Below are 25,488 nucleotides of genomic sequence, written 5' to 3' on the forward strand. Positions count from 1 at the left end.
ATTCATCCTCTTGTTGGTTAACGGTGCTGCTGAACCAAAAGACCATCGTTGTCACAATCTCTGACTTCTTCCTTTCTTGCTGTAATCAAACTCGCTGACGTTTGAATGCCTTCATGCGTCAATCGAGTATCTCCTCATCATCATGTTTGTTTTTTCCTTTCCTGCTTTTGTTTCACCAGGGATACGATAAGCTAATTTTCCGATTTGCATATTGTGCAAATCTTTCAGCGCCTGTAAGACACGGAATGAGTCAATAGCGACATTTGATTCAGGACAGGTTGTTGGCGTGGTGATAAATATCATTCGACGGGTTTCAGTAGTGTTTGGCAGGGCATAACAAGGTTATAGATAAATGGCTTGCGGGGGTGGGGTTGGCAACAGGCGTTTTGGGAATTTTGCACTACACTGAGTCAATGTTTGTCTGGTTTTTTTAGCGCCTGTTTGTCAGAGATAATCCATGCCTTATGAAAAGATAAAACGCCTGTTCCGGGTGATGCCTTGGCTGTTGGCTCTGGTGCTGACCGGCGTATTTGTGGTGCTGCTGCATTATGAATGGCGACAACAGGACAACTTGTGGCGGGAGCGCCTGGGGTTGGGTGTCGAGATGTTGGCGGTGCAGGTGGATATCAATCGCTGGCACCTGACACGACAGGCCGTGCAAGGTGCGGAGCTGATTGCGGCGAACCCGCAAATCCTGGCGACCATTCGCGCCGCCTATGCTGTCCATCAGGATGATCCCAATGAAAGCAGTGCTGATATGGCCTCAATACGCGCTGAGCTGGAGCGTCAACTGCAACCTTACTGGCGCGATCTGAAAGCATTAAACGCACGCTATCTGCAAGTGAGTCTGGCACAGGAAGCTACCGTGTTGTTGCGTATGCATCGACCGGAACGTTTTGGTGATCGGCTGATGCATTTGCGCCCGCTGGTGATGGATGTTTTTACCACCGGGGAAATTGGTGAGGGGATGGAGGTGAGCCGTCATGGTGCAGGATACCGGGGCGTGGTACCGGTGTTTCCTGCGGATAATGCTGGCAGTTCACCGATTGCGGCCATCGAAGTCGGGATAGGTTTACTGGCTCACCGACCCCATGCCGAAGGTTCCGGGCGCGCCATCTTATTAGCGCCGGAGATATTCAATACCGTATTGTGGGACAGGGCGCGTGCTGAACTGACGCTGCCGGAACAGCGGACCGAAAAACAGTGGCTGCTGGAAAATTTTTCCGATCCGATATTTGAGCATTGGTATCTTGATGGCCTGTTGCCCGATCCGTCGCGTCCGGGGTATCGGATGGTGACCTGGCAAGACAAAGTATATTTAATTCATTCTGTGACGATAAAAGATTTTCTGGGCGAAGCTGATGCGCAGCGGCCACCGGTTGCCGCCATCCTCAGTTGGCGGGATATCTCCAAAGAGCAGGCCATCTACGACGAGACGCGTCGTTATACCTTGGTGAAATGGTTATTTGCATTGCTCCTGGCGCAGGTGATGATGTTGCTTTTATGGCACTTTACTCGCCGCTATATTCGCGCGCTGATTGACGAGCATCGCATCCAGCTGGAACAGGAACGCGACTCCAGCGACATGGCTCGGCAACGGTTGCAGTTGGCATTAGCCAGCAGCGACTCGGGTTTTTGGGAGTGGGATATCGTCACCAACAAGGCCACCTTTTCACTGGAATGGAAACAGATCTGCGGGGTGCCGGTGGATCATCCGGTCCAGAACGATGGGGAAGAATGGCTGAGCCGTTTGCATCCCAATGATAAAGAGCAGTGTGTGAATGACATGACTCGCCATATTAAAGGCGAAACGCCCATGTTCGAAAATGAACATCGCCTGCGTATTCATGACGCTTCATACAAATGGTTTTACACCCGCGGTAAAGTGGTTGAGTGGCTGCCGGATGGACGCGCCGCACGAATGTTAGGTGTCTACACCGATATTTCATCGCGCAAAAATAATGAACTCACCATCTTGCGCCAACAGGCAGCGCTGCGTGCGCTGAACGAAATCGCTTCGCTGCCCGCCGTAGAATTTGAAGAACAATTGCGTCGTTCGTTAATTCTCGGTGCGCGTCATCTGGGCATGCAATACGGCATCATCAGCCGGGTAAAAAATACCGATTACACCATCCTGGTGCAAATTTCTCCCGACGCACGTTTTAGCGATGGACAGCAACTTCCTTTGCAACAAACGCCCTGTGGAATAACCCTTGCGGATGGTGATGTCGTCGCCGTGCAGCGCTTTACAGATTCCGAGTTCGCTAACCATCCCGCGCACACGGTATTGCAACTGCAATCTTATATTGGTGTGCCGTTATGGGTTGAGGGCGACGTCTATGGCACGGTCAGTTTTTCGTCCGGCAGTGGCGCTCGTGCTACACCCTTTGACGCGCAGGATAAAGATTTTATGCGTCTGCTGGCCCGCTGGATGGGTTCAGTGATTACGCACTGGCAACAGGATGACCGCCAACGCGCGCTTTATCGACGCTTCACCAAATTGAGTGATCGGTTGCCCGGCTTCCTGTATCAATTTCAACTGAATCCCGATGGCAGTTCATTTTTTCCTTATGCCAGCACTGGTATCAAATATGTTTATGGTATTAATCCGGCGCAAGCGTCTATTAATTCTGAAGCGATCTATCAAGTGATACACCCGGATGATCGCGAGCTGGTTGCGACGACAGTGAACGAGTCGGCCCAACACTTATCAACCTGGCGAGTCAGCTACCGTGTCAATCATCCGCAACGAGGTTTGATTTGGGTGCAGGGCGATGCGCAACCGGAAAAGCTGGATGATGGCAGCATACTCTGGCATGGCTTTATCTCTGATGTCACCGCCGCAAAAGATGCTGAGCTGCGATTGCATGAAACCAACGCGCTGCGCCAGGCAATCTTTGATGCTGCCAGCGTGGCCATCATTTCGGTGGATGAAAAAGGCATCATCAAGACATTCAATCGCGGTGCCGAATCGATGCTCGGCTACACGGCACAGGACGTGGTGGGCAAACAAACCCTGACCATCTTTCACCGTCAGGAAGAGATTGCCATGCACGCACGGGTGTTATCGGCGGAGTTGGGCTACAGCGTTGCGGAAGATTTTGAAGCGCTGGTGGCCAAGGCGCGGCGCGGTGAAAAAGATGAAAATGAATGGACTTATCTTCACCGTGATGGCACCGATGTTCCGGTATTGCTGGCAGTAACCAGCCTGCGCAATGCACAGGGAAATACCAACGGTTTTCTCAGCATTGCGCGCGACATTACAGACCTCAAACGCACTGATCGCTTAAAAAGTGAATTTATCTCCACCGTCAGCCATGAATTGCGTACACCCTTGACTGCGATCAGCGGATCTCTGGGTTTAATTGTCGGCGGCGCTACCGGCGAGTTACCGCCAAATCTGTTCAAGATGATCAACATCGCGCACAAAAACAGTTTGCGATTGAATCATCTGGTTAACGATTTGCTGGATATGGAAAAACTGGTTGCCGGCAAGATGCATTTTGATATGCGTTCTCACGAGCTGGTGCCACTGCTGCAACAGGCAATGGAGGAAAATTCTGCGTATGCCACACAGCATCAGGTAAGGTTCCAATTGCAGGGCGTTGAGGTCAATGTACAGGTGGTTGTGGACGCAAGCCGCTTCCTGCAAGTGCTCACCAATTTTCTCTCCAATGCAGCCAAATTCTCACCGCCCGACAGCATCGTCAAGATCACCGTCAGCCTCCACCGTGAACAAGTGCGCGTCGCAGTAAGTGACAATGGCAGCGGCATTCCGGAAGAATTTCGCTCGCGTATCTTCCAGAAATTTTCCCAGGCGGATTCATCGGATCGGCGCCAGAAAGGCGGTACCGGTCTGGGGTTGGCAATCTGCAAGGAATTGGTGGAGCGCATGGGCGGTAGTATCGGTTTTGAATCGGTGGAAGGTATGGGTTCGACCTTTTATTTTGATTTGCCCTGCGTTAACACCTCAAGCGTAAATTTTTCGGCGCGTACAGCATCGGCGCATGAGTCCCGGCCTATTCTGGTGGTGGAGGATAACCATGAAGTGGCTGACTTGATTGCAACCATGTTGCGCAACGCCGGCTATCAAGTCGATATCGCCGACACGGGGGCGGCGGCACTATTAAGTCTTTCCCGAAAACTTTATGGCGCTGTCACACTGGATTTGATGTTGCCGGATATGAGTGGCTTGCAAGTCCTGCAACAAATTCGTGCGCGCAAAAGTACCGCAGCCATACCGGTCGTGGTTGTCTCCGCCGCCGTCGATGAAGGGCGTTTGACGGTCACCAGTGACCTGGCTTTATCCCACGTGGATTGGCTGGAAAAACCCATCAACGAAACGCGTTTGTTATCCTTGGTCAAGGAAGCTGTGAGCCAGAATCAATCGGCACCGATTAATATTCTGCATATTGAAGACGATGTGGACCTGCAGCGTTTGATCGCCTTTATCGGTCATCGTTATGCGGAATTCGATGGTGCGGCCAGCCTGGCCGAAGCGCGTGAGAAAATGCAGCAAGGCCTCTATCAACTGGTTATCCTTGATTTGGGTTTGCCCGATGGCAACGGCTGGGACTTACTGCCGGAATTGCAACGGTATCAACCCGATGCCAAGGTTATTGTCTTGTCTTCCCGTGAACTCACCGACACACAAAAACAGGAAATCGAATTGGCATTTGTTAAAAATCCTGAATCCAGCCAGGAATTTCTCGATGTTATTGAAACATTATTTACCCGGCGCTGAGGCGCGTATGTCAAAAGACTATCCCGGTATAACACCATGAAGCCGCCCCTGCCCGCTAATGAAATGTTGCGTCTGCAAGCACTCTATGACTTGTTGATCCTGGATTCACCACGGGAAAAAAACTTTGATGATATAACAGCCATTGCCAGCATGATTTGTGATGTGCCGATGTCCATCATCTCGTTGGTTGATGCGGAGCGCCAGTGGTTCAAATCGAGCGTCGGTCTGGACGGCACCGAGACGGCTCGCGATATTGCCTTTTGTGCGCATGCCATCCTGCAACCGCAGCAGATGACCATTGTGCCGGATGCGCTACTGGATAAACGCTTTGTCGATAATCCACTGGTCACCGGCGATCCGCATATTCGTTTTTATGCCGGTGCGCCTTTGGTGACGGAGGACGGTGCTGCTTTGGGCACTTTATGTGTCGCTGACTATAAACCGCGTGATATCACTCCCGAACAACAACAAGCCTTGATGGCGCTGGCGCGTCAGGTTATGCAGCTATTCCATTTGCGCTCCGCCAACCATTTGTTACAACGCAATGCCGAAAATTTGCAGTCCATTATTACAGGCGCTAACGTTGGCACCTGGGAGATGAATGTCCAGACCGGGGGAGCCTCCTTTAATGAACGCTGGGCACAAATGCTCGGTTATTCGTTGGAAGAATTGCAACCGCTGAACATGTCGACCTGGTCATCGCTGACCCACAAAGAAGATCTGGTGCGCGCCCAGGCAATGCTCCAGCGTCACTTTCAAGGCCAGTCGGAATATTACGATTGTCAATTTCGTATGCGCCACAAACTGGGTTATTGGGTGTGGATTCACGCCCACGGCAGCGTTTCCAAGCGCACCCAGGAAGGCGCACCATTAATGATGTTCGGTACCCATGTGGATGTCACGGCATTGATGGAGTCGCGACGGGCGCTGGAAGAAAATGAAGAACGCTTTCGCAGTATGCTGAGTAATTTGCCCGGTGCCGTTTATCGTTGCATCAACGATCATCAGTGGAGCATGCAATTTCTCAGCGACGAAGTGGAAGAGCTGACTGGTTATCCCGCTGAAGATTTTATCGATAACCGGCGGCGCAGTTTCAGTGATATCACGCATCCTGATGATGCGAAACATGTCGCGCGAGTTGTGCGCAATGCCATCACGGAAAAGCGCGAATTTACCCTGGAGTATCGGGTACAGCGAGCCAGCGGTCAGTGGTGTTGGTTGCAGGAAGTCGGGCGGGGTATCTTTGATGAGCAGGGCCAATTGAAATATCTGGACGGTTTTATCTGGGATATTACCGAGCGAAAAAATATGGAACAAATGAAAGATGAATTTGTTTCCACGGTCAGTCATGAATTGCGCACGCCGCTTACTTCCATCTCCGGTGCACTGAAATTAATGGTCAGTGGCGCCTTGGGTGAGATGCCGGAAAAATCCCGCACCATGCTCGACATTGCTTACAAGAACAGCCAGCGGCTCACCTTGTTGATTAATGACCTGCTCGACATGGAAAAACTGCTGGCGGGCAAGATGGCGTTCAACCTGCACAAACAACCCTTGCACACGCTGCTGGAACAGACGGTTTATGAAAACAGAGCCTACGGTGACCAATACCAGGTGAGCTTTCAGCTGGCACCGGTTGCCGACACGCTTCAGGTGATGGTGGATGAGCAACGTTTTTTACAGGTTATGAGTAACCTGCTCTCCAATGCGGCCAAGTTTTCACCGCCCGGCAATCGGGTGGATATTCGCACCGCAGCAGAGGATGGAAACGTCAGGATTTCGGTGGTTGATTATGGCAGCGGCATACCCCTGGAGTTTCAACATCGTCTGTTCCAGAAATTTTCCCAGGCTGATGCATCGGATTCCCGCCAAAAAGGTGGAACAGGTCTGGGGTTGGCTATAACCAAAGAGTTGCTGGAAAACATGAACGGTAAAATCAGCGTTGAGTCGCAGCCGGGCCTGGGAAGTTGTTTTACGATTAGCTTACCCTGTACGGAATAGAGTGGGAGAACGCATCATGCACACTGAATTGCAACGTATTCTTTATGTTGAAGACGACCCGGATATTCAAGCGATTGCGGTTATGGTGCTGGAGACGATCCAGGGCTTTACGTTGGAGGTTTGTTCGTCTGGCAATGAATCCGTGCAAAAGGCAGAGGCATTTAATCCGGATCTGATATTGCTGGATGTGATGATGCCGAATATGGATGGCCCGGAGACACTCGAACGGCTGCGGGAATTTCCGACGCTGGCCGTGACACCCGTGGTTTTTATGACGGCCAAGGTACAACCGCAGGAGGTACAGGCTTATCTGGATCTCGGCGCGGTCGGTGTGATTGCCAAACCCTTTGATCCCATGATTCTGGCAGATCAGTTGCGGGAGATCTGGGAGCGTCAGTAGCGGCAAAAAAACGCCCGGATTTACCGGGCGTTTTTAATCAAGCCTGTTGAATGTGTCGATCACGGCAATTTGTGAATGACCTTAACCGAATCATCAACGACGCTGGCATCCACATAACCGATCATCTTCGGGTTGCCGGCGACCAATGCCTTCACCGCTGCGTCATCACCACTGTCTTTGGGTGGCGTGCCTTTGCCGGTGAACACCAGTTTGGACCAATACGCTTTGTACTGGCTGGGACTTTTATTACAAATCTCCTGGTTAAATACATCGCGTGTTGCCGAGCCATCATCCTGATTCAAGGGGATTGCCGGCGAACCATTCGGAAAGCTTTTGCTTTTGCCCATAAACAAACGGGAAATCTCGTCTGCTGTCAGGCTGTCAACGCTCGCCGAAGGATGCACAATAACGGCGACCTCCGCCAGTGCCAGGCCGGACCAACTGATGATCGCCAGAGCGGCTAAAGAACGTAAGAAATTTTTCATCATGGCGCTTCCTCTTAAAACACTGATTGCAACGCAACAGAGAAAACTTTCTGTTCGCCTTTATTATCATCCACGTCGTCGTATTGCAGCTTCAAGGCCACACCGGAGCTGACATCCCAACGCACACCATAGGACATGGTATCGCGGAATTCACCACGGGTTGCCGCAATGGCTTGCAAGGTACCGATGAGGGGTGCTGTCTCCGCGCTGGCCGGAATACCGGCTTCCGGCGTAGCGAGTTCGTCATCAGACTTGGCGCTGGTCACGTGAAATAAAAAGTCACCGGCACGCACACCACCCATGATGTAGTGGCGAATATTTTTGGAGAGGAAGGAATCTTCCACGTCAAATTCCACATATTCCGCCGCCGCAACAAAACGGCCCGTGTCGATATTGAGGCCCACTTCAGCGAAGGTGGTTCGGTCTTCATCAACCAGTACTTTGCTTACGGTATCGGCAAAAGGTGAAGCTTGCAGCTGCCCCAGAAATTGATTGAAGCTGACGGTTTCGCTCAACTGAAAATCGCTGAACTCAATCGTCAGATCCGTTTGGTGGTAGGCGGCACGCAGTGTCCACCAATCGCGCCCGATAGTGGCCGCGACGCCCATCTGGTTTTTGGATTCTGCGGTCGCAGAAATACCGGTGAGCACGAAGTCATCATTAAAACTGCCGAAGTAAACCTGGAAACTGGTGTCGAAACTACCCAACGCAGAAGTCAGGTAATAGTCGATCCCGTTAACGTTGTTGAACGGCAAGTAATAAAGTTCTTGCGGTGCCGAAATCCAGGCGTAGGTGTAACCCACGTCCAGGTAATCGGAAAACATATAAAACGGTGTGCGCAAACGACCGACACGCACTTTACTGTTATCAGTGGCTTGCCAGGTCAGGTAAGCCCACTCTGCCGTAAGGTCGTAATCGTCGTTGCTGCGGGCAATCATTTGCACCGTCGCCGAAATTTTTTCGTTTACCTGTCCGCTCACTTGCAAGCCGAGCAGGTTCTTGTCGAACGTCAAATCTTCATCGTCGTAACCGCCATAGGCGATACTGTTTTCATCGTCAACGAATCCACCACCTACGGATAAAAAACCGGAAATGTTGACATCCGCTGCCTGCGCCCAAGGCGATAGCATCACGCCGGCAACGGCCAAGGCAAGGCCGCGCTTTTTGTGTTGTGTGTTGTTTACATTCATGGATTAACCTCTCATAAAATTAGCCACGCCTTTTTCCCATCAAACACGCTTTTTACTACTGTCTATCGCGTACTTCTTTTCGCAGACGCACACCAAAGCACGGCTTATTGCGCTTTGGCCTTGCGAATATCGTCCAGGGTTTTTTGTGCTTTGGTATTACCTTGCGCAACGGCTTTTTGTACCCACTCCTCCGCCAGCTGCGGATTTTTTTTGGTGCCTTTGCCGGCAAAGTACATATAGCCCACGATGAGTTGTGCTTCGTCGTAACCTTGTTGGGCCGCTTTCAGGTACCACTCGTGGGCGGACCTGGCATTTTTGGTTACGCCCGTGCCCTGGTCATAGAGATAACCCAGCATGAATTGCGCCTGGGGATGCTCAGCGTGGGCCGCCTTTTCAAACCAGTGAAACGCGGTGGCGTAATTCTGCGGAATGCGCGTGCCATCCATATAAAGATAAGCGAGGGTGTATTGCGCTTCGGTGTGGTTCTGGTCAGCGGCTTTTTGGTACCACTGAATGGCCTGTTGGTCATCCTGAGCCTGGCCTTCACCTTTGAAAAAACTGTTCGCTAACTGGAATTGCGCCTGGGGGTTACCCTGCTGTGCCGCCTTTTCAAACCAGATGAGCGCTTGGGGGAGATTTCTTTCGGTCTTGTTGCCGTCGTAGTACAGGGTGGCGAGTTCCATTTGGGCGGGCTCAATGCCGGCATTGGCAGCGGTGGTCAACCATTTGATCGCATCGGGTACATCCTGCGGGATTCCGTCGCCATCTAGCAGCATCTTGCCGACCTGGTAATTGGATAGCGCATGCCCCTGGCGCGCGGATTTTTTCAGCCAGCCCAGCGCGCGGCCTTTGTCCTGCGGCATGCCCAGACCGTCTTTTTGCATGATGCCGAGGTAATAGCGCGCTTCCGCGTTACCCACGGTGGCGAGGGTGCGGAATTCTGCCAGGGCGGCATCGTATTGCTGTTTGTTGAAGGCTTTAATGCCATCGTTCAAGGTGGCGGAGACTGTGGTGCTGATCAAACACCCCAGGATAAATAACAACCGTTTCATCATTGGATATCCATTACGTCCTGCAATTGGGTAGCGACGGACTGCACACCGCCGGATAGAAATTATCACTGCGACAAAATAAAGACGTCGACTGCGAATCAACATGTCACCGTTGCCGCCGCACACCTGTGATCCGTCAGGTGTAGCAAGCAAGGATTTATGGGAACTGACCGCCGAGCGGCAATCAGGGGGCCGTCTGATATCACCTGCGGCCTATGTTGGGCGAAGTATGAACGATCTTTGGTTAAATGCAAATTTACATGCCAAAAATGTGGCATAGAACAATCTTTTTGGCGCGGCTTCGCTTGTTTTACGGCTGGTCCTGCCATACAGGCTGGTCATTGTCGCTTCTTTGGCGTGTCGGCCGCTGCCTATTGATCTATCCACAGGTGTTCCAGATGACGAAAACCCCAGGTGTCGGCCGACTCCCGCCCCTCAATCTTTTCTTCCTGCTGGCGTGCCAGATCCACCACCTCCGGCGCAATTTGCACCCGCGATTTGGTGGAAAAGAATACCTTGACCCTGGGCATCAACAGCGAGTCGGGATTTTGTTCGATAACGACGCCCAGGCGCCCGCTGGTGAGGCGCACCAATGAGCCTATGGGATAAATGCCCACGGTTTTGACGAAAGCCTGGAATACCGTGTCATCAAAGTGCCCCTTGCTCCACTCGGCCATCTTGCGGATGGCTTCGGCCGGCAGCCAACCTTTTTTGTAAGGGCGATCCGAGGTTATCGCATCATAGACATCGCTTACTGCGCCCATGCGGGCCAGTATGCTGATGCCATCGCCTTGCAGGCCGTGAGGGTAGCCGGTGCCGTCGATCTTTTCGTGATGATGCAGGCAAACATCCAGCACTGCCGGGCTTACGGAGTCGCTCTTTTGCAAGATGCGCAGTCCGCGCTCCGGGTGGGTCTTCATCACCGCAAATTCGGTATCGGTTAACTTGCCCGGTTTGTTGAGGATCTGGTTGGAGATAGCGATTTTGCCAATGTCGTGCAGTAACCCCGCCAGGCCAGCTTCCCGCACCTGCTCCTCGCTCATGTTCAGCTGGCGCGCCAGGGCGATCATCAGGCCGCACACGGCAACGGAATGCATGTAGGTGTATTCATCGACATTCTTGAGGCGGGCGAGGCTGATCAGCGCATGGGGGTGGCGCGATGCCGAGTTGGCAATATCCTCGACCAGATTCAGCGCCTGGCCGACCTCAATGGCCTTGCCCATACGTGCCGTGCTGAACATGTCCACCACGGATTGTTTGGCGGTATTACACAATTGCATGGCATGGCGAACTTCGTCCGCCATGCTGGTGGTCGCGGTGGACAGTGGCTTATCGGCTTCGCGCAACAGGTATTCCGTTTCCTGGTCTACTTCTTCATCGGTTCTGGCGGTAGCGCCCTGTTCCACATCAAGCCCTTTGCCGGTATCGATCCAGACTTCCTGTATGCCGCTGGCGAGCAGGGTCTTCAAGTCATTTTGCTGGGTGAGTAAAAAGCGGGCGCGCCAGAAAGGGTGTTCCATCCAGGAACCGCAGAGCTCCTGGATGTACATACCAAGACGAAGGTCCTGGATCGTGATTCGTTTAAGCATCGGGGTTTATGTCTCGGTTTTTTCATTCTTATTTACATTCCGGCGAACACGATTGCCCAGCCGCGCACAGATCTGATCAATACAGTACCGATCAATCCAGACTGACAGAATCCCTGGTGAGTTAAGTATAGATAGCGTCTATAGTGTTTAAAGAAATTACTTGCATCGGTGCGTCGCTGGCGAGCGCAACCGAAGAAAACCATCTTTTTGCCCTGATTCGAGAAGCCTGTGCCGACGACAAACGCCGACATCACTGCAAAATTAAAAGCGCTGCGCGAGGACTATGCTGCCCGACTGCCGCAGGAATTAACCGCGTTGCATGAACTGGCAGAGCAGGCCCTGACCGCATCGGGAGCTCCGCAGACGGTGCAACTTACGCAACTGCACCAGCGCCTGCATAAGCTGGCCGGCTCTGCCGGAAGTTTTGGTTTTGCGCAGCTCGGCAAACAAGCCAAGCAGTTGGAGATCCAGGTGCAACAGTGGTTAGCGCAGGCCGTTGACCCGGGTCAACGGCGCGTCTTCTGCATAGCCGTGGGCGCACTTGGCGCTCTGGCCCAGCCCGATCAGTCGCCGTCCTATGTCGGTGTGACGGATGCCGAAACATCCGCGGCCCAAACGTTGATTTATTTGCTTGAGGATGACCCCGCCGTAGCGGAAGACATCGTGCTGAACCTGCGCCATTTTGGTCATCGTGTTGAACACTTTGATCGGCTGGAACAGGCCGAAGCAGTCATCCTCCGGGCGCCGCCGGATTTTATGGTGGTGGATATCGTGTTTGAAGCCGAAGGACGCGAGTCCCCGGCACTGATCGCGGCGTTACAGCAAAAGCTATCCAAACCCTTGCCGGTCGTCTTTATCTCGGCGCGCGATGATTTTGCGGCCTACCATGCAGCCGTTAAGGCCGACGCTATCGGTTACTTTGTTAAACCCCTGGATGTGATTCGGCTGGTGGACCGGCTTGAACAGTACCTCGACCGGCGCCGTGAACTGCCCTATCGCGTGTTGATTGTGGATGACGATGAAACGCTGGCAGAGCATTATCGGCTGGTGCTGAGTTCGGCGGGGATGCTGGTGGATCTGGTGACTCACCCGGAACAGGTGCTCACCGCCCTGCGCAACTTTAACCCGGAGATGATCCTGCTGGACCTGAACATTCCCGAATACTCTGGTCCTGAACTGGCGCGGGTAATTCGCCTGAGCGATGAATGGTTGCGTGTGCCCATTACCTACCTGTCATCGGAAACCGATGTGGATCAGCGTATTAAAGCGATGGGGCAGGCCGGGGACGATTTCATCGCCAAACCCATCAGTGACCGCGAACTCATCTCGGCGGTGTCTATCCGCGCCGCCCGCAGCCGGCAGCTGAGTAACGCGATTGATCGCGACAGCCTGACGGGATTGCTCAAACATTCGCGCATCAAGGAGCAGGTGGACATCGAACTGGCGCGCACCCGGCGCAGTGGTGAGCAATTATGCGTGGCAATGGTTGATCTGGATCATTTTAAATCCGTTAACGATACCTACGGCCACCCGGCGGGCGATAAAGTTATCAAGGCGCTGGCGCATCTGCTGCGCCAGCGCTTGCGCAAGACGGATAGTATCGGGCGTTACGGTGGAGAGGAATTTGTTGCGGTGTTGCCCGGTTGCGACGCCAAAGAGGCGCAGCGGCTGCTTGATGATGTGCGGCAGAATTTCAAAGAAATCAGCTTTAGCGTGGACAGCAAACATTTCAATGTCACGCTCAGCGCGGGTGTTGCCTGTGCTGATGTGGCGCACACCCTGACAGCAGATACCCTTCTGCAAATGGCTGACGACGCCCTATATCTGGCCAAGCACGGCGGTCGTGACCAGATCTGTATTGCCGAATGACCCGCTAAAAACAATTATCCCCGCCGAAGCGGGGATAATTCGTTAATCTTCAAGATCCGGTGCAGCCGGAGGCACGGGGTCGTCAATGTTGGTGGGCAGCGGTGTATTCAGCTTGGCATCTTCCAGATAATCTTCTGATTTATCCTTGCTCAGCGGCGCCGGGCCGGGCAGATAATCACCTTCCCAACGGACCATGTTGTCGCCTTCAAAATATACCGTCAGCAAGTGATCAAAGAACTTATCATCTGCACCACGGCGCAAGCTGTAATAGTAGTCCCAACGATTATCGTTAAAGGTATTGGGTAGGAGCGAGTTGCCCAGTACAAAACGCACCTGGCGTTTGGTCATGCCGGGCTTGAGTTGTTGGACCATCTCTTCAGTGATGATGTGACCTTGTTGAATATTGATCTTGTGCACGCCAGGGAAACGGAAATTGGTACAACCGGCAAGACTTGCAATCACAACAGCGACCAGTATGAGGCGACTGGCTAATTTCATATTAGGGCTTCCACTTGGCAAAAGAATGGGGATAATACCCGATCAACGGGGATACTGCGAAGATTTCGGAGGAAAAATGGCAGACGAAAACCAGGAACTGCGCAAGGTTGGACTTAAGGTTACCTTGCCGCGCGTAAAGATTCTGCAAATGCTGGAATCGGCAGAACAGCACCACATGAGTGCCGAAGATGTTTATAAGGCACTGATGGAAGCAGGCGACGATGTCGGCCTGGCCACGGTCTATCGTGTGTTGACCCAGTTCGAAAGTGCGGGCTTGGTGGTTCGTCATAATTTTGATGGAGGCCATTCAGTCTTCGAAATCGCGCGAGGTGACCATCACGATCACATGGTCCGTGTAGACACTGGCGAAGTGATTGAGTTTCACAACAACGAAATTGAAGAACTGCAAAAGCGCATCGCCGCTGAACACGGCTTCCAGCTCACCGACCACAGCCTGGTGCTTTACGTTAAACCGATGAAGAAGTAGGCAAGTAAAAAGTACGTCGTCGTCTGGCATTAGGGCTTTTGTTGCGAAACAAAAGCCTTAACACCAAACTTATATCAAGCAAATCAAAGTTACCTGCGAAGCAATTATTTATCCCTTCTCTCGCTAGCGCCTTAATGTTCAGATATCCCTAATTTTCCAGGATTTCCCGCGCATGGGCCAAGGATTGTTCGGTCACTTTTGCACCGCCGAGCATACGTGCTATCTCTTCCACTTTTGCATCACCACTCAACTCCACCAGAGTAGATTCAGCGCTGTTTTTGCGGGCGGTTTTACTGACTTGCAGATGTTGATGACCTTTGCTGGCGACCTGGGCAAGGTGGGTGACGCAGATCACCTGACCCTTTTCGCCCAGCTGACGCAGCAGATTGCCGACCACGTCAGCGGTAGCACCACCGATGCCGACATCCACTTCGTCGAACACCAGCGTGGGGGTGGCGGAGGTTTGTGCAGTGATGACCTGGATAGCGAGGCTGATGCGCGACAACTCGCCGCCAGAGGCAACCTTATTCAGAGGGCGCGGTGGCTGACCGGGGTTGGTGCTGATCAGGAATTCGACGTCTTCCAATCCGTGCAGACTCGGTTTGTCGTTGAATGGAATCAGGCTCACCAGTAAATGGGCATTCTCCATCCCCAATTTTTGTAACTGCGCATTGACCTGTTTGGCCAGTTTTACACCTGCTTTTTGGCGTTGTGCAGACAGTGTTTCGGCCAACTGGCGGTATTGCCGCTCAGCTTCATTAACCTGCTGTTCAAGCACATCCAGCCGCGCATCCCCGCCTTGCAATTCAGCCAGTTCGCTGCTGAGCTGGGCAATCAACTCAGGTAATTGCTCGGGCGTAATGCGGTGTTTGCGGGCAATGTCATAGATAGCCGACAAGCGTTCTTCAACAAAAGCGAGACGTTCCGGGTCCAGGGCAAAGCCGTCGATATGATGCTCAATTTCGTGTTGTGCCTCCTGCACCTGTATCTGCGCGCTGGTAAGCAATTGCTCCGCTTCTTGCAGCGCAGCGGTTTTTTCCGGCATAGCCCGCAGGATATGGAGTGCGCGATGTAGATTAATCGAAAGCCCTTGTTCATCGTCACTGCAAATGGCTGCCAATTGTTGGCTGCCCCTCAGGATGTCTTCCGCGTTGGCCAAAGTGCGCTGTTCCGCTTCGAGCGCTTCCATCTCGCCGCTCTTTAATCCCAGCTGATCCAGTTCCTGCACCTGATAATTAAGTAATTGGAATCGGGCGCTGACTTCAGCGGCGTTATCGCGCAAATGCAGATAATGCTCCAGCCGACTCTGCCATTCGCGAAATGCCTGGCGAACCTGGCGCGCCAGTTCCGCCTGATTGGCAAACTCATCCAGCAGGCGGCGGTGGGTGTCTTTTAGTAACAGGGATTGGTGTTCGTGCTGGCTATGGATGTCGATCAGCATCTCGCCCAGGGTGCGCAGTTGTTGCAGGGTGACCGGTTGGCCGTTGATATACGCCTTGGATTTTCCATCGCTGCTGATAACGCGGCGCAACAGACATTCACTGGGCGTTTCATCCTGTTGCAGGTCGTGTTCCTTGAGCCATTTATTGGCCACACGGATCTTGCTGGTATCAAAACTGGCGCTGATGTCGGCGCGCTGCGCGCCCTGGCGTACCCGTTGACCATCGGCTCTGTCACCCAGAGTCTGCCCCAATGCTTCGAGCATAATGGATTTGCCCGAGCCGGTTTCGCCGGTGATAACCGTCATACCCGGTTTCAGGTCCAGGTCCAGATGATCGACCAGGGTGAAGTTTTGAATGCTGAGATGAGTGAGCATGGGCGCCTCGGCACAAAGGAGATTTCTGGTTATTTATACAGTATCTGGCTCGCGTCGACCAGAGGGGAAATAAAGCCCTGGCCAAAATTGTGGACATTGCCTTGAATCCCGAACTGCTAGCCCCATATACCCCGCACAGCTTAGCCGACAGCTGCGTACAGATGTCGACATATATATAAGCCCAAGTGAAAGACTGTAATAGAAGATGGAGGCCAGCGTGGCTAACAACGAAGAGTATCAGCAAGAATCCCCCACAGCCGAAGCCAGCGCCCCCGAGACGCAAACCGGTGTGGACGTTGACGTGTCCGTCGAAGCCCTGCAGGCGCAAATTGCCAGTTTAACTGCTGACCTGGATACTGCGCGCGAAAATGCGTTGCGCGCTCAGGCCGAGGCCCAGAATGCCCGCCGTCGCGCGGAACAGGATGTGGAAAAAGCCCATAAATTCGGCCTGGAAAGAATGGTAAATGACCTCTTGCCAGTGGTTGATAACCTTGAGCGTGCACTGGCAGCGATAGATACCAGCGACGAATCCTTTGCGCCGGTAACTGAAGGTATCCAGTTAACGCTGAAATCCTTTCTCGATTCTCTGGCTCGTCATCAGGTGGTCGCTGTTGACCCACAGGGTGCGCCCTTTGATCCGCAACTTCATCAAGCGGTTTCAGCTGTGCCAAACCCGGATGTTGAGCCCAACACGGTAATTAATGTATTCCAGAAAGGCTACACCTTGCACGGTCGTCTTGTGCGCCCGGCCATGGTCGTGGTAGCCAAGGCAGCGGATTGATCAAACCGCTGAAAATAGTCGGTCTGTTTGTAGGGATTTGTCGTCCCCAGCCTTGAAATCCACACGGGCAGGCCAATATAGATCACCAAGTGTCAACAACAGGCCGGGTGCCGGTGAGACAGTAAACATTCAATCAAGATTTATGTGCGTGAGCAGCGCTTGCGCCGGGTAAAAAATTCAGGAGATATCACATGGGTAAAATTATCGGCATCGACTTGGGCACCACCAACTCTTGCGTTTCCATTATGGAAGGCGGCAAGCCCAAGGTAATTGAAAACTCTGAAGGCGACCGCACGACGCCGTCTATCGTCGCGTTTACCGGCGATGACGAAATTCTGGTGGGCCAGAGTGCAAAGCGTCAATCCGTTACCAACCCTAACAACACGCTTTATGCTGTCAAGCGTTTGATCGGTCGTAAATTTAAAGACGACGTGGTTCAGAAAGACATCAAGATGGTGCCCTACAAAATTGTTGCTGCCGACAATGGGGATGCCTGGGTCGAAGTGAAAGGCGATAAAAAAGCACCGCCGCAAATTTCTGCCGAAGTGCTGAAAAAAATGAAGAAAACCGCTGAAGAATATCTCGGCGAAAAAGTCACCGAAGCCGTTATTACGGTACCGGCTTACTTCAATGATTCACAACGTCAAGCAACCAAAGATGCGGGCAAGATTGCCGGTCTGGATGTAAAACGTATCATCAACGAACCGACCGCTGCCGCACTGGCCTACGGTTTGGATAAAGGCAAAGGCGATCGCACCATTGCGGTATACGACCTGGGTGGTGGTACTTTCGATATTTCTATCATTGAAATTGCAGACGTTGATGGTGAGCATCAATTTGAAGTGCTTTCTACCAATGGTGATACTTTCCTTGGTGGTGAGGACTTCGACCTGCGTTTGATCGAGTTCCTGGCCGATACCTTCAAGAAAGACAGCGGTATTGATCTGCATAACGATCCTCTGGCTTTGCAGCGTTTGAAAGAAGCGGCTGAGAAAGCGAAGATCGAATTGTCGTCCAGCCAGCAGACGGAAGTGAATCTGCCGTACATCACTGCTGATGCAAGCGGCCCGAAACACCTGGTGGTGAAATTGACTCGCGCCAAACTGGAATCACTGGTTGAAGAGCTGGTGACTCGCTCGATGGACCCGGTCAAGATGGCCATTAAAGATTCCGGCAAATCCATCAGCGATATTGATGATGTGATTCTGGTGGGCGGCCAAACCCGTATGCCATTGGTGCAAAAAGCGGTAGCTGATTTCTTCGGTAAAGAGCCGCGCAAAGATGTTAACCCGGACGAAGCTGTTGCAATCGGTGCGGCGATTCAGGGCGCGGTACTGGCCGGTGATGTAAAAGACGTATTGCTGCTCGACGTTACCCCGCTGACATTGGGTATCGAAACCATGGGCGGTGTTGCAACGCCATTGATTGACAAGAACACCACGATTCCGACCAAGAAATCACAAGTGTTCTCCACGGCGGATGACAACCAGACAGCGGTGACGATTCACGTTGTACAAGGTGAGCGCAAGCAGGCATCACAAAACAAATCCCTGGGTCGTTTCGACCTGAGTGACATTCCGCCGGCACCGCGTGGCATGCCACAAATTGAAGTGACCTTCGATATCGACGCTAACGGTATTTTGAACGTGAGCGCGAAAGACAAGGCTACTGGCAAAGAGCAGTCTATTGTGATTAAAGCGTCTTCCGGTTTATCCGATGACGAAATCGAAAAAATGGTGAAAGACGCTGAAGCCAATGCCGAGGCGGATCGCAAGTTCGCGGAAGTTGTTGGTGCGCGCAACACTCTGGAAGGTTTGATTCACGCTACGCAAAAAACCTTGAAAGAAGCGGGCGATAAAGCGACCGGTGACGAGAAGTCAGCCATCGAATCGGCCATCAAGGAAGCGGAAGAGGTTGTTAAAGGTGAAGATCTGGAGAAAATCCAGGCCGCCACGACCAAGTTGACGGAAGCTTCCGGTTCACTGGCGCAGAAACTTTACGCAGAACAGTCTGCTCAAGGCCAGGGTGGCGCAGGTGCTGCTGGCGGAGCGGACAACGGAAAAGCTGATGATGACGGCGTAGTAGAAGCCGAATTCGAAGAAGTGAAGGATGATAAAAAATAATTATTATCCGAACGTGTAAGTGAGCGACGACAAATGCGGGCAAGTCCCGCATTTGTCACGTTAAGGCGAATCGTATTTTTATAACGAAAATTCCACCTCAACGATTTTTTTGAATTGATTTATTGGAAAGCTGCAAGCATGGCAAAACGCGACTACTACGAAGTGCTGGGCGTCTCTCGCGACGTGTCTGCCGCGGATTTAAAAAAAGCCTATCGCCGCGAGGCAATGAAGCATCATCCGGATCGCAACCCGGATGACAAATCCGCTGAAGAAAAATTCAAAGAGGCCAACGAAGCCTACGAAGTACTCTCTGATGCACAGAAGCGTGCGGCCTATGACCAATACGGTCACGCCGGAGTAGACCCGCAATCCGGCATGGGTGGCGCCGGTGCCGGCTTCAGTAATTTCAGTGATATTTTTGGCGATGTCTTTGGCGATATCTTCGGTGCAGCGGCGGGTGGTCGTGGTGGACGTGGCGGTGCGAGTCGCGGTTCAGACCTGCGCTATACCCTTGAGCTGAGCCTGGAAGAAGCCGTTAAAGGTACGACGGTTCAAATCAAAGTCCCTACTCTGGTGTCCTGTAAAACCTGCGACGGCAGTGGTGCAAAATCCGGTAGTAAACCGGTGACCTGTACCACCTGCGGTGGACGCGGTCAGGTGCGTATGCAGCAGGGCTTTTTCTCGGTGCAACAGACTTGTCCAAGTTGTCATGGACGCGGCACGGTGATCTCCGATCCCTGTAAGTCGTGTCACGGCCAAGGGCGTGTAGAAGAAACCAAAACCCTTTCCGTTAAAGTGCCTGCTGGTGTGGATACCGGTGATCGTATTCGTTTGTCCGGTGAAGGCGAAGCCGGCTTTGGTGGTGGCCCCAGCGGTGATTTGTATGTGCAAGTCAGCGTGCGCCGCCATGATATCTTCGAGCGCGAAGGTAATGATCTATATTGCGAAGTGCCGATTGATTTTGTCGATGCAGTATTGGGCGGTGAACTGGAAGTGCCCACGCTGGATGGCCGCGTAAAATTGAAAGTTCCGGCCGAAACCCAAACTGGCAAGATGTTTAAATTGCGTGGCAAAGGTGTGACGCCGGTGCGCGGTGGTCAAGCCGGTGATTTACTTTGTCGCGTAGTGGTAGAAACACCGGTGGACCTCACCGCCAAACAAAAAGATTTGCTGCGCGAGTTCCAGGCTACCATGCACGGCGGAAAAAACTCGCCCCGACAACGCAGCTGGTTTGACGGCATGAAAAATTTTTTCGGTGATATGAAAATTTAATCATGACCCATTATTCAGTCTTTTAAGCAAACGGGTTGGTCCCACAAGGACCAACCCGTTTTTTTTAATCCCGTAGGTCGGATTGGCGCCAGCGTAGTCCGACAAAAAGCCTCAAATAACCGAAGCGTTAATAAATATAAAGTTACTGGCTGTACCACGAAATAGAGCCTAGCCTGAACGTGATCCAGTGTCGGATTACGCTGATGCTAATCCGACCTACGCGATGATGATGCGTGAGTAACAATAACGAGGGGAAACCATGAAATTTACATTCTTGAAAGCATTTTTATTATTGGGTGTAGCCGCAACCGTGCCATCCGGGTTTGCGGCGGAGAAAAAACCGTTTACCTGGCCTAACGGTGCCAAGGCTGCGGTAAATCTTGCCTATGATGATGCACTGAATTCACAGCTGGATAATGCCATTCCTGCGCTGGATAAATACAAATTAAAAGGCAGTTTTTATTTGACGCTGGCGAGCGACACCATTGATAAGCGATTGGAAGATTGGCGCGCGGCGGCGGCTAATGGCCATGAATTGGCGAACCATACCATCTTCCATCAATGCTCCGGTGCGATTCCCGGACGTGAAAGTTGGGTGGTTCCTCATCGCGATCTGGACAAGATCAGCGTGGATGCACTGGCTGATCAAATTCGTTTTGCCAACACCGTCCTGTTTTCTATCGATGGTAAACGCGAGCGGACCTACACCACGCCTTGCGGCGATTTAAAAGCCGGCGGCGAAGCCTACTTGCCCGCTGTCAAATCAGAATTCGTTGCAATCAAATCAGCCTTCGGCGGCGTTATCCCGGATATGGCAACCCTTGATCCTTACGCAGTGACAGTCGCTGTTCCCGAAAATGTTACCGGCAAGCAATTAATCGCGGTTGTAAAAGAAGCGGCTGAAAAAGGCACCATGGCCAATTTCACGTTCCACGGCATTGGCGGTGATCATTTATCGGTATCCAAAGAGGCGCACGAAGAACTGCTCAAATATCTGGCCGACAACAAAGATACCTATTGGACGGATACCTTTCTCAATATCATGAAACACGTTAAAGCCGAACAAGCGCGCCTATAGTCGCAAGCAAAACCTGAGTCGCATGTAGATCGGATTAGCGCTGCGTAATCCGACACACATCACTCAGCTTATACATCACGAGCCGCGTAACGATTCCGTTGCGCCACGCTCGGGTCACATTTCCTGCATTGAATCTCACGTTCACAAAACCTTACTCGCCTTGCAGTTTTTTACCAGTAAAATACCGACACTGGAGACTCGCACAGGAAAAACAAAACGGATGTAACAAAATGCGCATCCTGTTTCATGGCGAAAATGAAAAATTATGCGCCGTTTGAACAGGTAGAAATCATCGCTGTCCGAGCAGCGTTAAGTTGTGTAAATTACTGTTTGATCTGTCGCACCGCTATACGACATGGAATAAAGTCTTGCGGACTATAATTTGCCTGACAATATCCTCATTACAATAAATTCATCTGAAATCGCTTTGGAGAACGGCCATGAAAACCCTCAAAGGTCCCGCAATATTTCTCGCGCAATTCTGTAGTGATGAAGCGCCCTTTAACTCCCTCGATACCATCGCCGCCTGGGCCAGCAGTTTGGGCTTCAAAGGCGTGCAGATTCCCACGTGGGATGGTCGCGTATTCGATCTGGAGCGCGCGGCGACCAGCATGGAATACTGCAATGAATTTAAATCTATCCTGGCCAAATATGACCTGGTAGTCACTGAATTATCCACGCATTTACAAGGCCAGTTAGTAGCCGTGCATCCGGCTTATGACGAAATGTTCGATGGCTTCGCGCCGGAGTCGGTGCGCGGCAATCCTGTTGAGCGCCAGAAGTGGGCGGTGAACCAATTGATGCTGGCGGCGCAAGCCAGTAAAAATCTCGGACTCAATGCGCACGCGACCTTCTCCGGCGCATTATTGTGGCCTTATTTGTATCCCTGGCCGCAACGTCCTGCCGGTTTGGTGGATACCGGTTTCCGTGAGCTGGCGGCGCGCTGGTTACCGATTCTGGATGCGTTTGATGAAGCCGGTGTGGATGTCTGTTATGAAATCCATCCCGGTGAAGACTTGCACGATGGTGCAACCTTCGAACGTTTCCTCGCCGCTGTTGAAGATCACCCGCGCTGCAACATTCTTTTCGATCCCAGCCATTTCGTTTTACAACAACTGGATTACCTCGCGTTTATCGACCGCTACCACGACCGCATCAAGATGTTCCATGTGAAAGATGCGGAATTTAATCCCACCGCACAGCAAGGCGTATACGGTGGTTATGAAAATTGGGTAGACCGTGCCGGACGTTTTCGTTCATTGGGTGATGGCCAGGTCGACTTCAAACAAATCTTCTCCAAATTCGCGTCTTACAATTATGAAGGCTGGGCGGTACTGGAATGGGAATGCTGCCTGAAGCATCCGGAAGATGGCGCGAAAGAAGGTGCGAAATTTATTCAGGAACATATTATCCGTGTCACTGAAAAAGCTTTTGATGATTTTGCCAAAGGCGGTACCGATGAAGTGGCCAACCGTCGTATTCTCGGTTTAAAAATTTAATTCGCGTGCGTCCTGCATGGAGAACATGCAGGCATTTTCCACAACACACAAAAGAAGATTCACAATGACAACTCCAAAAATTCGATACGCAATGGTTGGCGGTGGTCGCGGTGCTTTTATCGGTGCAGTGCATCGTATTGCGGCGCGGATAGACGACCGCTTTGAATTAGTCGCCGGCGCACTTTCATCCAAACCGGATATCGCACAGGCTTCCGCAACGGATTTACACATTGCTGCCGATCGTGCTTATACCTCTTATGAAGACATGATTCGCGCGGAAAAAAATCGCCCGGATGGTGCGCAGGTCGTCGTCATCGTTACGCCGAACCACATGCACTTTCCCGTGGCGAAAGCCTGTCTTGAAGCGGGTATGGATGTGATCTGTGACAAGCCGGTGACGCGCACCCTTGAAGAAGCGCTGGAGCTGGAAAAACTCGTGCAGTCCTCGGGTTGCTTTTTCGGTTTGACGCACAACTACAGCGGTTATCCACTGGTACGTTATGCACGCGAATTGGTTGCCCAGGGCAAGTTGGGCAAGTTGCGTGTGGTGCAGGTGGAGTATCCGCAAGAGTGGCTCACTGAAGCGGCCGACGATGACAATAAACAAGCGTCCTGGCGTACTGATCCGGCGCGCTCTGGCTTGGCCGGTTGTCTGGGGGATATCGGCACCCATGCATTTCAACTCGCCCGTTTTATTACGCAACAAAAAGTGGAAACCGTGTGTGCCGATCTGGCCAGTTTTGTGGACGGCCGCCCGGTGGATGACAACGTACATGTACTGTTGCGTTTCGCCGAAGGTGCCAAAGGCATGTTGTGGAGCAGCCAGGTTGCTCCGGGTTGTGAAAACGGTTTGCGCATTCGCGTCTACGGCGAAAAAGCCGGCATCGAATGGGCGCAGGAAAATCCCAACGAATTATGGTTCTGTGAATTAAACAAGCCGCGCCAGCGCGTTACCCGTCGCGGTGATATCGGCAGTGACATAGCGGCGCGCGGTATGCGTACACCGGGTGGCCATCCGGAAGGTTACCTCGAAGGTTTTGCCAACTTGTATCAGGACTTTGCCGATATCCTCCTGGCGCGTCAGCAAGGCAAAACCCATGAGATGCAAGCCTGGGTGCCTGGTATCGAAACCGGTGTTGAAGGTATGCGTTTTATTCAGGCCGTGCTACATTCATCCGGCGCAAACGGTACCTGGACAGCACTGTAACCCGTGTGCTTATAACGAGCGGGGTGATGCAAAGCGCGCGCACCCCGCTTGATGTCGTAAGCCAAGAGTCATGAATCACCAACACATAACATCGTCACAACAATAATTAGGTAAACGCTATGGTTAATACCGTTAATCCCTCACGAATTTTCAATGCGAGTTGTATCGCGCTGATTGTTACTGCCATGACCTTCGCCATTCGCGCGGGTATCCTCAACGACCTCAGCCTCAGCTTTAATCTGACCAACCAGCAACTCGGTTGGATCAACGGCATGGCATTCTTCGGTTTTCCAGTGGCGATGATGTTTGGTGGTTTGATTTATAACTACCTGGGCGCAAAAAAATTATTGTACCTGGCATTTATTTGCCACTTGCTTGGCCTGGTGTTAACCATGACCGCCACCGGATTCTGGACATTATTGTTATCCAGTTTCTTCATCGGTTTTGCTAATGGTTCAGTAGAAGCAGCGTGTAATCCGTTGATTGCGGACATGTACCACACGCGCAAAACGGCCATGCTGAATAAATTCCACGTGTGGTTCCCCGGCGGTATTGTGATCGGTGCCCTGGTGTCCGCAGCGATGACCAAGATGGGGTTGGGTTGGCAATTGCAAATTGCGGTGATGATTATTCCTACTATCATCTACGGCTTTATGATCTTCGGCCATCCGTTCCCGGCGACAGCGAACTCCGAGACTTCCACCGCAACAAATATCCGTGCGCTTTTCTCGCCGTTATTTATCTTTATGTTCTTCTGTATGACGCTTACCGCTGCCTCGGAATTTGGCACAACCCAATGGGCAGAATTAATCTTCGGCGCATCCGGTGCGCATCCGATGTTGTTCCTGGCTTTGGTTACCGGTGTAATGGCTCTGGGGCGTTATTTTGCGGGGCCCATTGTTGAAGCCTTTAATGCGGTGGGTGTGTTACTGATGTCGGCGATTATTACCACGATAGGTATCTTTTTACTGAGCACGGCGTCGGGCGCGATGGTCTATATCTCCGCGGTCGTGTTTGCCTTGGGGGTTACTTACTTCTGGCCAACCATGATCGGCTTTATCAGTGAATACCAACCTAAAACCGGTGCTTTGGGTATGTCGTTGATTGGCGGGGCGGGTATGTTTTCCATGTCTATCTGGAATCCGGTTATTGGCGGCTGGCTCGATGAAGCAAAAGCAGAGGCTATTGCCAGTGGCGTAACCGCCGAGGCGGTCGAAGTGGCGGCCGGGCAGGCCACCTTGCAAAACCTGGCTTTGTTCCCGGCATTTCTGATCCTTGCATTTGGTCTGCTGTTCTTTATGCGGCACAAGCTTGAGCGCCAGGTTCACGCAACGGAATAAGTCAGCGTTAATTTTTAACGGCGCATAAATAAGTGCGTCATACAACTGATAAAGGCG

The 25,488-nt window shown here is 52.1% G+C and carries 18 protein-coding genes and 1 pseudogene; 12 read left to right on the forward strand and 7 right to left on the reverse strand.

Features of this window, described 5'->3' with window-relative positions; translation table 11 throughout:
* Positions 1 to 111: 111 nt before the first annotated feature.
* On the reverse strand, positions 112 to 303 hold the full coding sequence (locus CBR65_RS22170; protein WP_157672128.1) for a hypothetical protein: 192 nt from the start codon (positions 301 to 303) through the stop codon (positions 112 to 114).
* A 154-nt stretch (positions 304 to 457) separates the two neighbouring features.
* Between CBR65_RS22170 and CBR65_RS16965 the strand changes: the two genes are divergently transcribed.
* The 3 genes from CBR65_RS16965 to CBR65_RS16975 are packed head-to-tail and all read left to right on the forward strand — an operon-like array spanning position 458 to position 7,145.
* Complete coding sequence (locus tag CBR65_RS16965) at positions 458 to 4,744, forward strand: response regulator (protein WP_087467955.1); 4,287 nt, start codon at positions 458 to 460, stop codon at positions 4,742 to 4,744.
* A 36-nt stretch (positions 4,745 to 4,780) separates the two neighbouring features.
* Positions 4,781 to 6,745, forward strand: coding sequence for a PAS domain-containing protein (locus tag CBR65_RS16970; RefSeq protein ID WP_087467956.1), 1,965 nt, complete (start codon positions 4,781 to 4,783; stop codon positions 6,743 to 6,745).
* Positions 6,746 to 6,761: 16 nt separating this feature from the next.
* A complete protein-coding gene (locus CBR65_RS16975; RefSeq protein WP_087469132.1) occupies positions 6,762 to 7,145 on the forward strand; it encodes a response regulator in 384 nt (127 codons plus the stop codon).
* Positions 7,146 to 7,204: 59 nt separating this feature from the next.
* Here CBR65_RS16975 and CBR65_RS16980 read toward each other — a convergent pair whose 3' ends face one another.
* From CBR65_RS16980 to CBR65_RS16995, 4 genes are all read right to left on the reverse strand, one after another.
* A complete protein-coding gene (locus CBR65_RS16980) occupies positions 7,205 to 7,633 on the reverse strand; it encodes a phosphate ABC transporter substrate-binding protein (RefSeq protein WP_369825626.1) in 429 nt (142 codons plus the stop codon).
* Positions 7,634 to 7,644: 11 nt separating this feature from the next.
* Complete coding sequence (locus CBR65_RS16985) at positions 7,645 to 8,820, reverse strand: DNA topoisomerase IV (RefSeq protein WP_087467957.1); 1,176 nt, start codon at positions 8,818 to 8,820, stop codon at positions 7,645 to 7,647.
* A gap of 104 nt (positions 8,821 to 8,924) precedes the next feature.
* Entirely contained in the window at positions 8,925 to 9,875 is a 951-nt protein-coding gene (locus tag CBR65_RS16990) for a tetratricopeptide repeat protein (protein ID WP_198300774.1), read from the reverse strand.
* A gap of 368 nt (positions 9,876 to 10,243) precedes the next feature.
* Positions 10,244 to 11,461: an HD-GYP domain-containing protein gene (locus CBR65_RS16995; protein ID WP_087467959.1), complete on the reverse strand. Its 1,218-nt coding sequence runs from the start codon at positions 11,459 to 11,461 to the stop codon at positions 10,244 to 10,246.
* A 228-nt stretch (positions 11,462 to 11,689) separates the two neighbouring features.
* Between CBR65_RS16995 and CBR65_RS17000 the strand changes: the two genes are divergently transcribed.
* Positions 11,690 to 13,330, forward strand: coding sequence for a diguanylate cyclase (locus CBR65_RS17000; RefSeq protein WP_087467960.1), 1,641 nt, complete (start codon positions 11,690 to 11,692; stop codon positions 13,328 to 13,330).
* A 42-nt stretch (positions 13,331 to 13,372) separates the two neighbouring features.
* Here CBR65_RS17000 and CBR65_RS17005 read toward each other — a convergent pair whose 3' ends face one another.
* Positions 13,373 to 13,828: an outer membrane protein assembly factor BamE gene (locus CBR65_RS17005; RefSeq protein WP_087467961.1), complete on the reverse strand. Its 456-nt coding sequence runs from the start codon at positions 13,826 to 13,828 to the stop codon at positions 13,373 to 13,375.
* 76 nt (positions 13,829 to 13,904) lie between these two features.
* Between CBR65_RS17005 and fur the strand changes: the two genes are divergently transcribed.
* Positions 13,905 to 14,315 carry a ferric iron uptake transcriptional regulator gene (gene fur, locus CBR65_RS17010; RefSeq protein WP_087467962.1) on the forward strand — a complete coding sequence of 137 codons (411 nt, stop codon included), beginning with the start codon at positions 13,905 to 13,907 and terminating at the stop codon, positions 14,313 to 14,315.
* Between the two features lie 148 nt (positions 14,316 to 14,463).
* Here the strand turns inward: fur and recN are convergent, their stop codons facing one another.
* The gene (recN, locus tag CBR65_RS17015; RefSeq protein WP_087467963.1) at positions 14,464 to 16,131 is read right to left on the reverse strand and encodes a DNA repair protein RecN; all 1,668 of its coding nucleotides are present in this window, start codon (positions 16,129 to 16,131) and stop codon (positions 14,464 to 14,466) included.
* A 205-nt stretch (positions 16,132 to 16,336) separates the two neighbouring features.
* Here recN and grpE point away from each other — a divergent pair, with 205 nt between their 5' ends.
* The 7 genes and pseudogenes from grpE (at position 16,337) to CBR65_RS17050 (ending at position 25,431) form a co-directional block, all read left to right on the forward strand.
* Positions 16,337 to 16,912, forward strand: a complete 576-nt coding sequence (gene grpE, locus CBR65_RS17020; RefSeq protein WP_087467964.1) for a nucleotide exchange factor GrpE — start codon at positions 16,337 to 16,339, stop codon at positions 16,910 to 16,912.
* Between the two features lie 179 nt (positions 16,913 to 17,091).
* Positions 17,092 to 19,035, forward strand: a pseudogene (dnaK, locus tag CBR65_RS17025) (molecular chaperone DnaK); the annotation flags it as partial.
* A gap of 138 nt (positions 19,036 to 19,173) precedes the next feature.
* Positions 19,174 to 20,307, forward strand: a complete 1,134-nt coding sequence (gene dnaJ, locus CBR65_RS17030) for a molecular chaperone DnaJ (RefSeq protein ID WP_087467966.1) — start codon at positions 19,174 to 19,176, stop codon at positions 20,305 to 20,307.
* A gap of 259 nt (positions 20,308 to 20,566) precedes the next feature.
* Positions 20,567 to 21,385, forward strand: a complete 819-nt coding sequence (locus CBR65_RS17035; RefSeq protein ID WP_087467967.1) for a polysaccharide deacetylase family protein — start codon at positions 20,567 to 20,569, stop codon at positions 21,383 to 21,385.
* A gap of 440 nt (positions 21,386 to 21,825) precedes the next feature.
* Positions 21,826 to 22,884 (forward strand): sugar phosphate isomerase/epimerase, encoded by a 1,059-nt coding sequence (locus CBR65_RS17040; RefSeq protein WP_087467968.1) that lies wholly within the window; start codon positions 21,826 to 21,828, stop codon positions 22,882 to 22,884.
* A gap of 64 nt (positions 22,885 to 22,948) precedes the next feature.
* On the forward strand, positions 22,949 to 24,091 hold the full coding sequence (locus tag CBR65_RS17045) for a Gfo/Idh/MocA family protein (RefSeq protein WP_087467969.1): 1,143 nt from the start codon (positions 22,949 to 22,951) through the stop codon (positions 24,089 to 24,091).
* 119 nt (positions 24,092 to 24,210) lie between these two features.
* Positions 24,211 to 25,431, forward strand: a complete 1,221-nt coding sequence (locus tag CBR65_RS17050) for a sugar MFS transporter (protein ID WP_087467970.1) — start codon at positions 24,211 to 24,213, stop codon at positions 25,429 to 25,431.
* Positions 25,432 to 25,488 lie beyond the last annotated feature (57 nt).

Source organism: Cellvibrio sp. PSBB006 (assembly GCF_002162135.1).
GTDB lineage: Bacteria > Pseudomonadota > Gammaproteobacteria > Pseudomonadales > Cellvibrionaceae > Cellvibrio.

Excerpts from the sequence above, each read along its gene's own strand:
- CBR65_RS22170 (WP_157672128.1), bottom strand. The coding sequence starts at position 303 with ATGATATTTATCACCACGCCAACAACCTGTCCTGAATCAAATGTCGCT.
- CBR65_RS17035 (WP_087467967.1), top strand. The coding sequence starts at position 20,567 with ATGAAATTTACATTCTTGAAAGCATTTTTATTATTGGGTGTAGCCGCA.
- fur (WP_087467962.1), top strand. The coding sequence starts at position 13,905 with ATGGCAGACGAAAACCAGGAACTGCGCAAGGTTGGACTTAAGGTTACC.
- CBR65_RS17005 (WP_087467961.1), bottom strand. The coding sequence starts at position 13,828 with ATGAAATTAGCCAGTCGCCTCATACTGGTCGCTGTTGTGATTGCAAGT.
- CBR65_RS16990 (WP_198300774.1), bottom strand. The coding sequence starts at position 9,875 with ATGATGAAACGGTTGTTATTTATCCTGGGGTGTTTGATCAGCACCACA.
- CBR65_RS16975 (WP_087469132.1), top strand. The coding sequence starts at position 6,762 with ATGCACACTGAATTGCAACGTATTCTTTATGTTGAAGACGACCCGGAT.
- recN (WP_087467963.1), bottom strand. The coding sequence starts at position 16,131 with ATGCTCACTCATCTCAGCATTCAAAACTTCACCCTGGTCGATCATCTG.
- CBR65_RS16970 (WP_087467956.1), top strand. The coding sequence starts at position 4,781 with ATGAAGCCGCCCCTGCCCGCTAATGAAATGTTGCGTCTGCAAGCACTC.
- CBR65_RS16980 (WP_369825626.1), bottom strand. The coding sequence starts at position 7,633 with ATGATGAAAAATTTCTTACGTTCTTTAGCCGCTCTGGCGATCATCAGT.
- CBR65_RS16965 (WP_087467955.1), top strand. The coding sequence starts at position 458 with ATGCCTTATGAAAAGATAAAACGCCTGTTCCGGGTGATGCCTTGGCTG.
- CBR65_RS16995 (WP_087467959.1), bottom strand. The coding sequence starts at position 11,461 with ATGCTTAAACGAATCACGATCCAGGACCTTCGTCTTGGTATGTACATC.
- CBR65_RS17040 (WP_087467968.1), top strand. The coding sequence starts at position 21,826 with ATGAAAACCCTCAAAGGTCCCGCAATATTTCTCGCGCAATTCTGTAGT.
- CBR65_RS16985 (WP_087467957.1), bottom strand. The coding sequence starts at position 8,820 with ATGAATGTAAACAACACACAACACAAAAAGCGCGGCCTTGCCTTGGCC.
- CBR65_RS17045 (WP_087467969.1), top strand. The coding sequence starts at position 22,949 with ATGACAACTCCAAAAATTCGATACGCAATGGTTGGCGGTGGTCGCGGT.
- CBR65_RS17050 (WP_087467970.1), top strand. The coding sequence starts at position 24,211 with ATGGTTAATACCGTTAATCCCTCACGAATTTTCAATGCGAGTTGTATC.
- grpE (WP_087467964.1), top strand. The coding sequence starts at position 16,337 with ATGGAGGCCAGCGTGGCTAACAACGAAGAGTATCAGCAAGAATCCCCC.
- dnaJ (WP_087467966.1), top strand. The coding sequence starts at position 19,174 with ATGGCAAAACGCGACTACTACGAAGTGCTGGGCGTCTCTCGCGACGTG.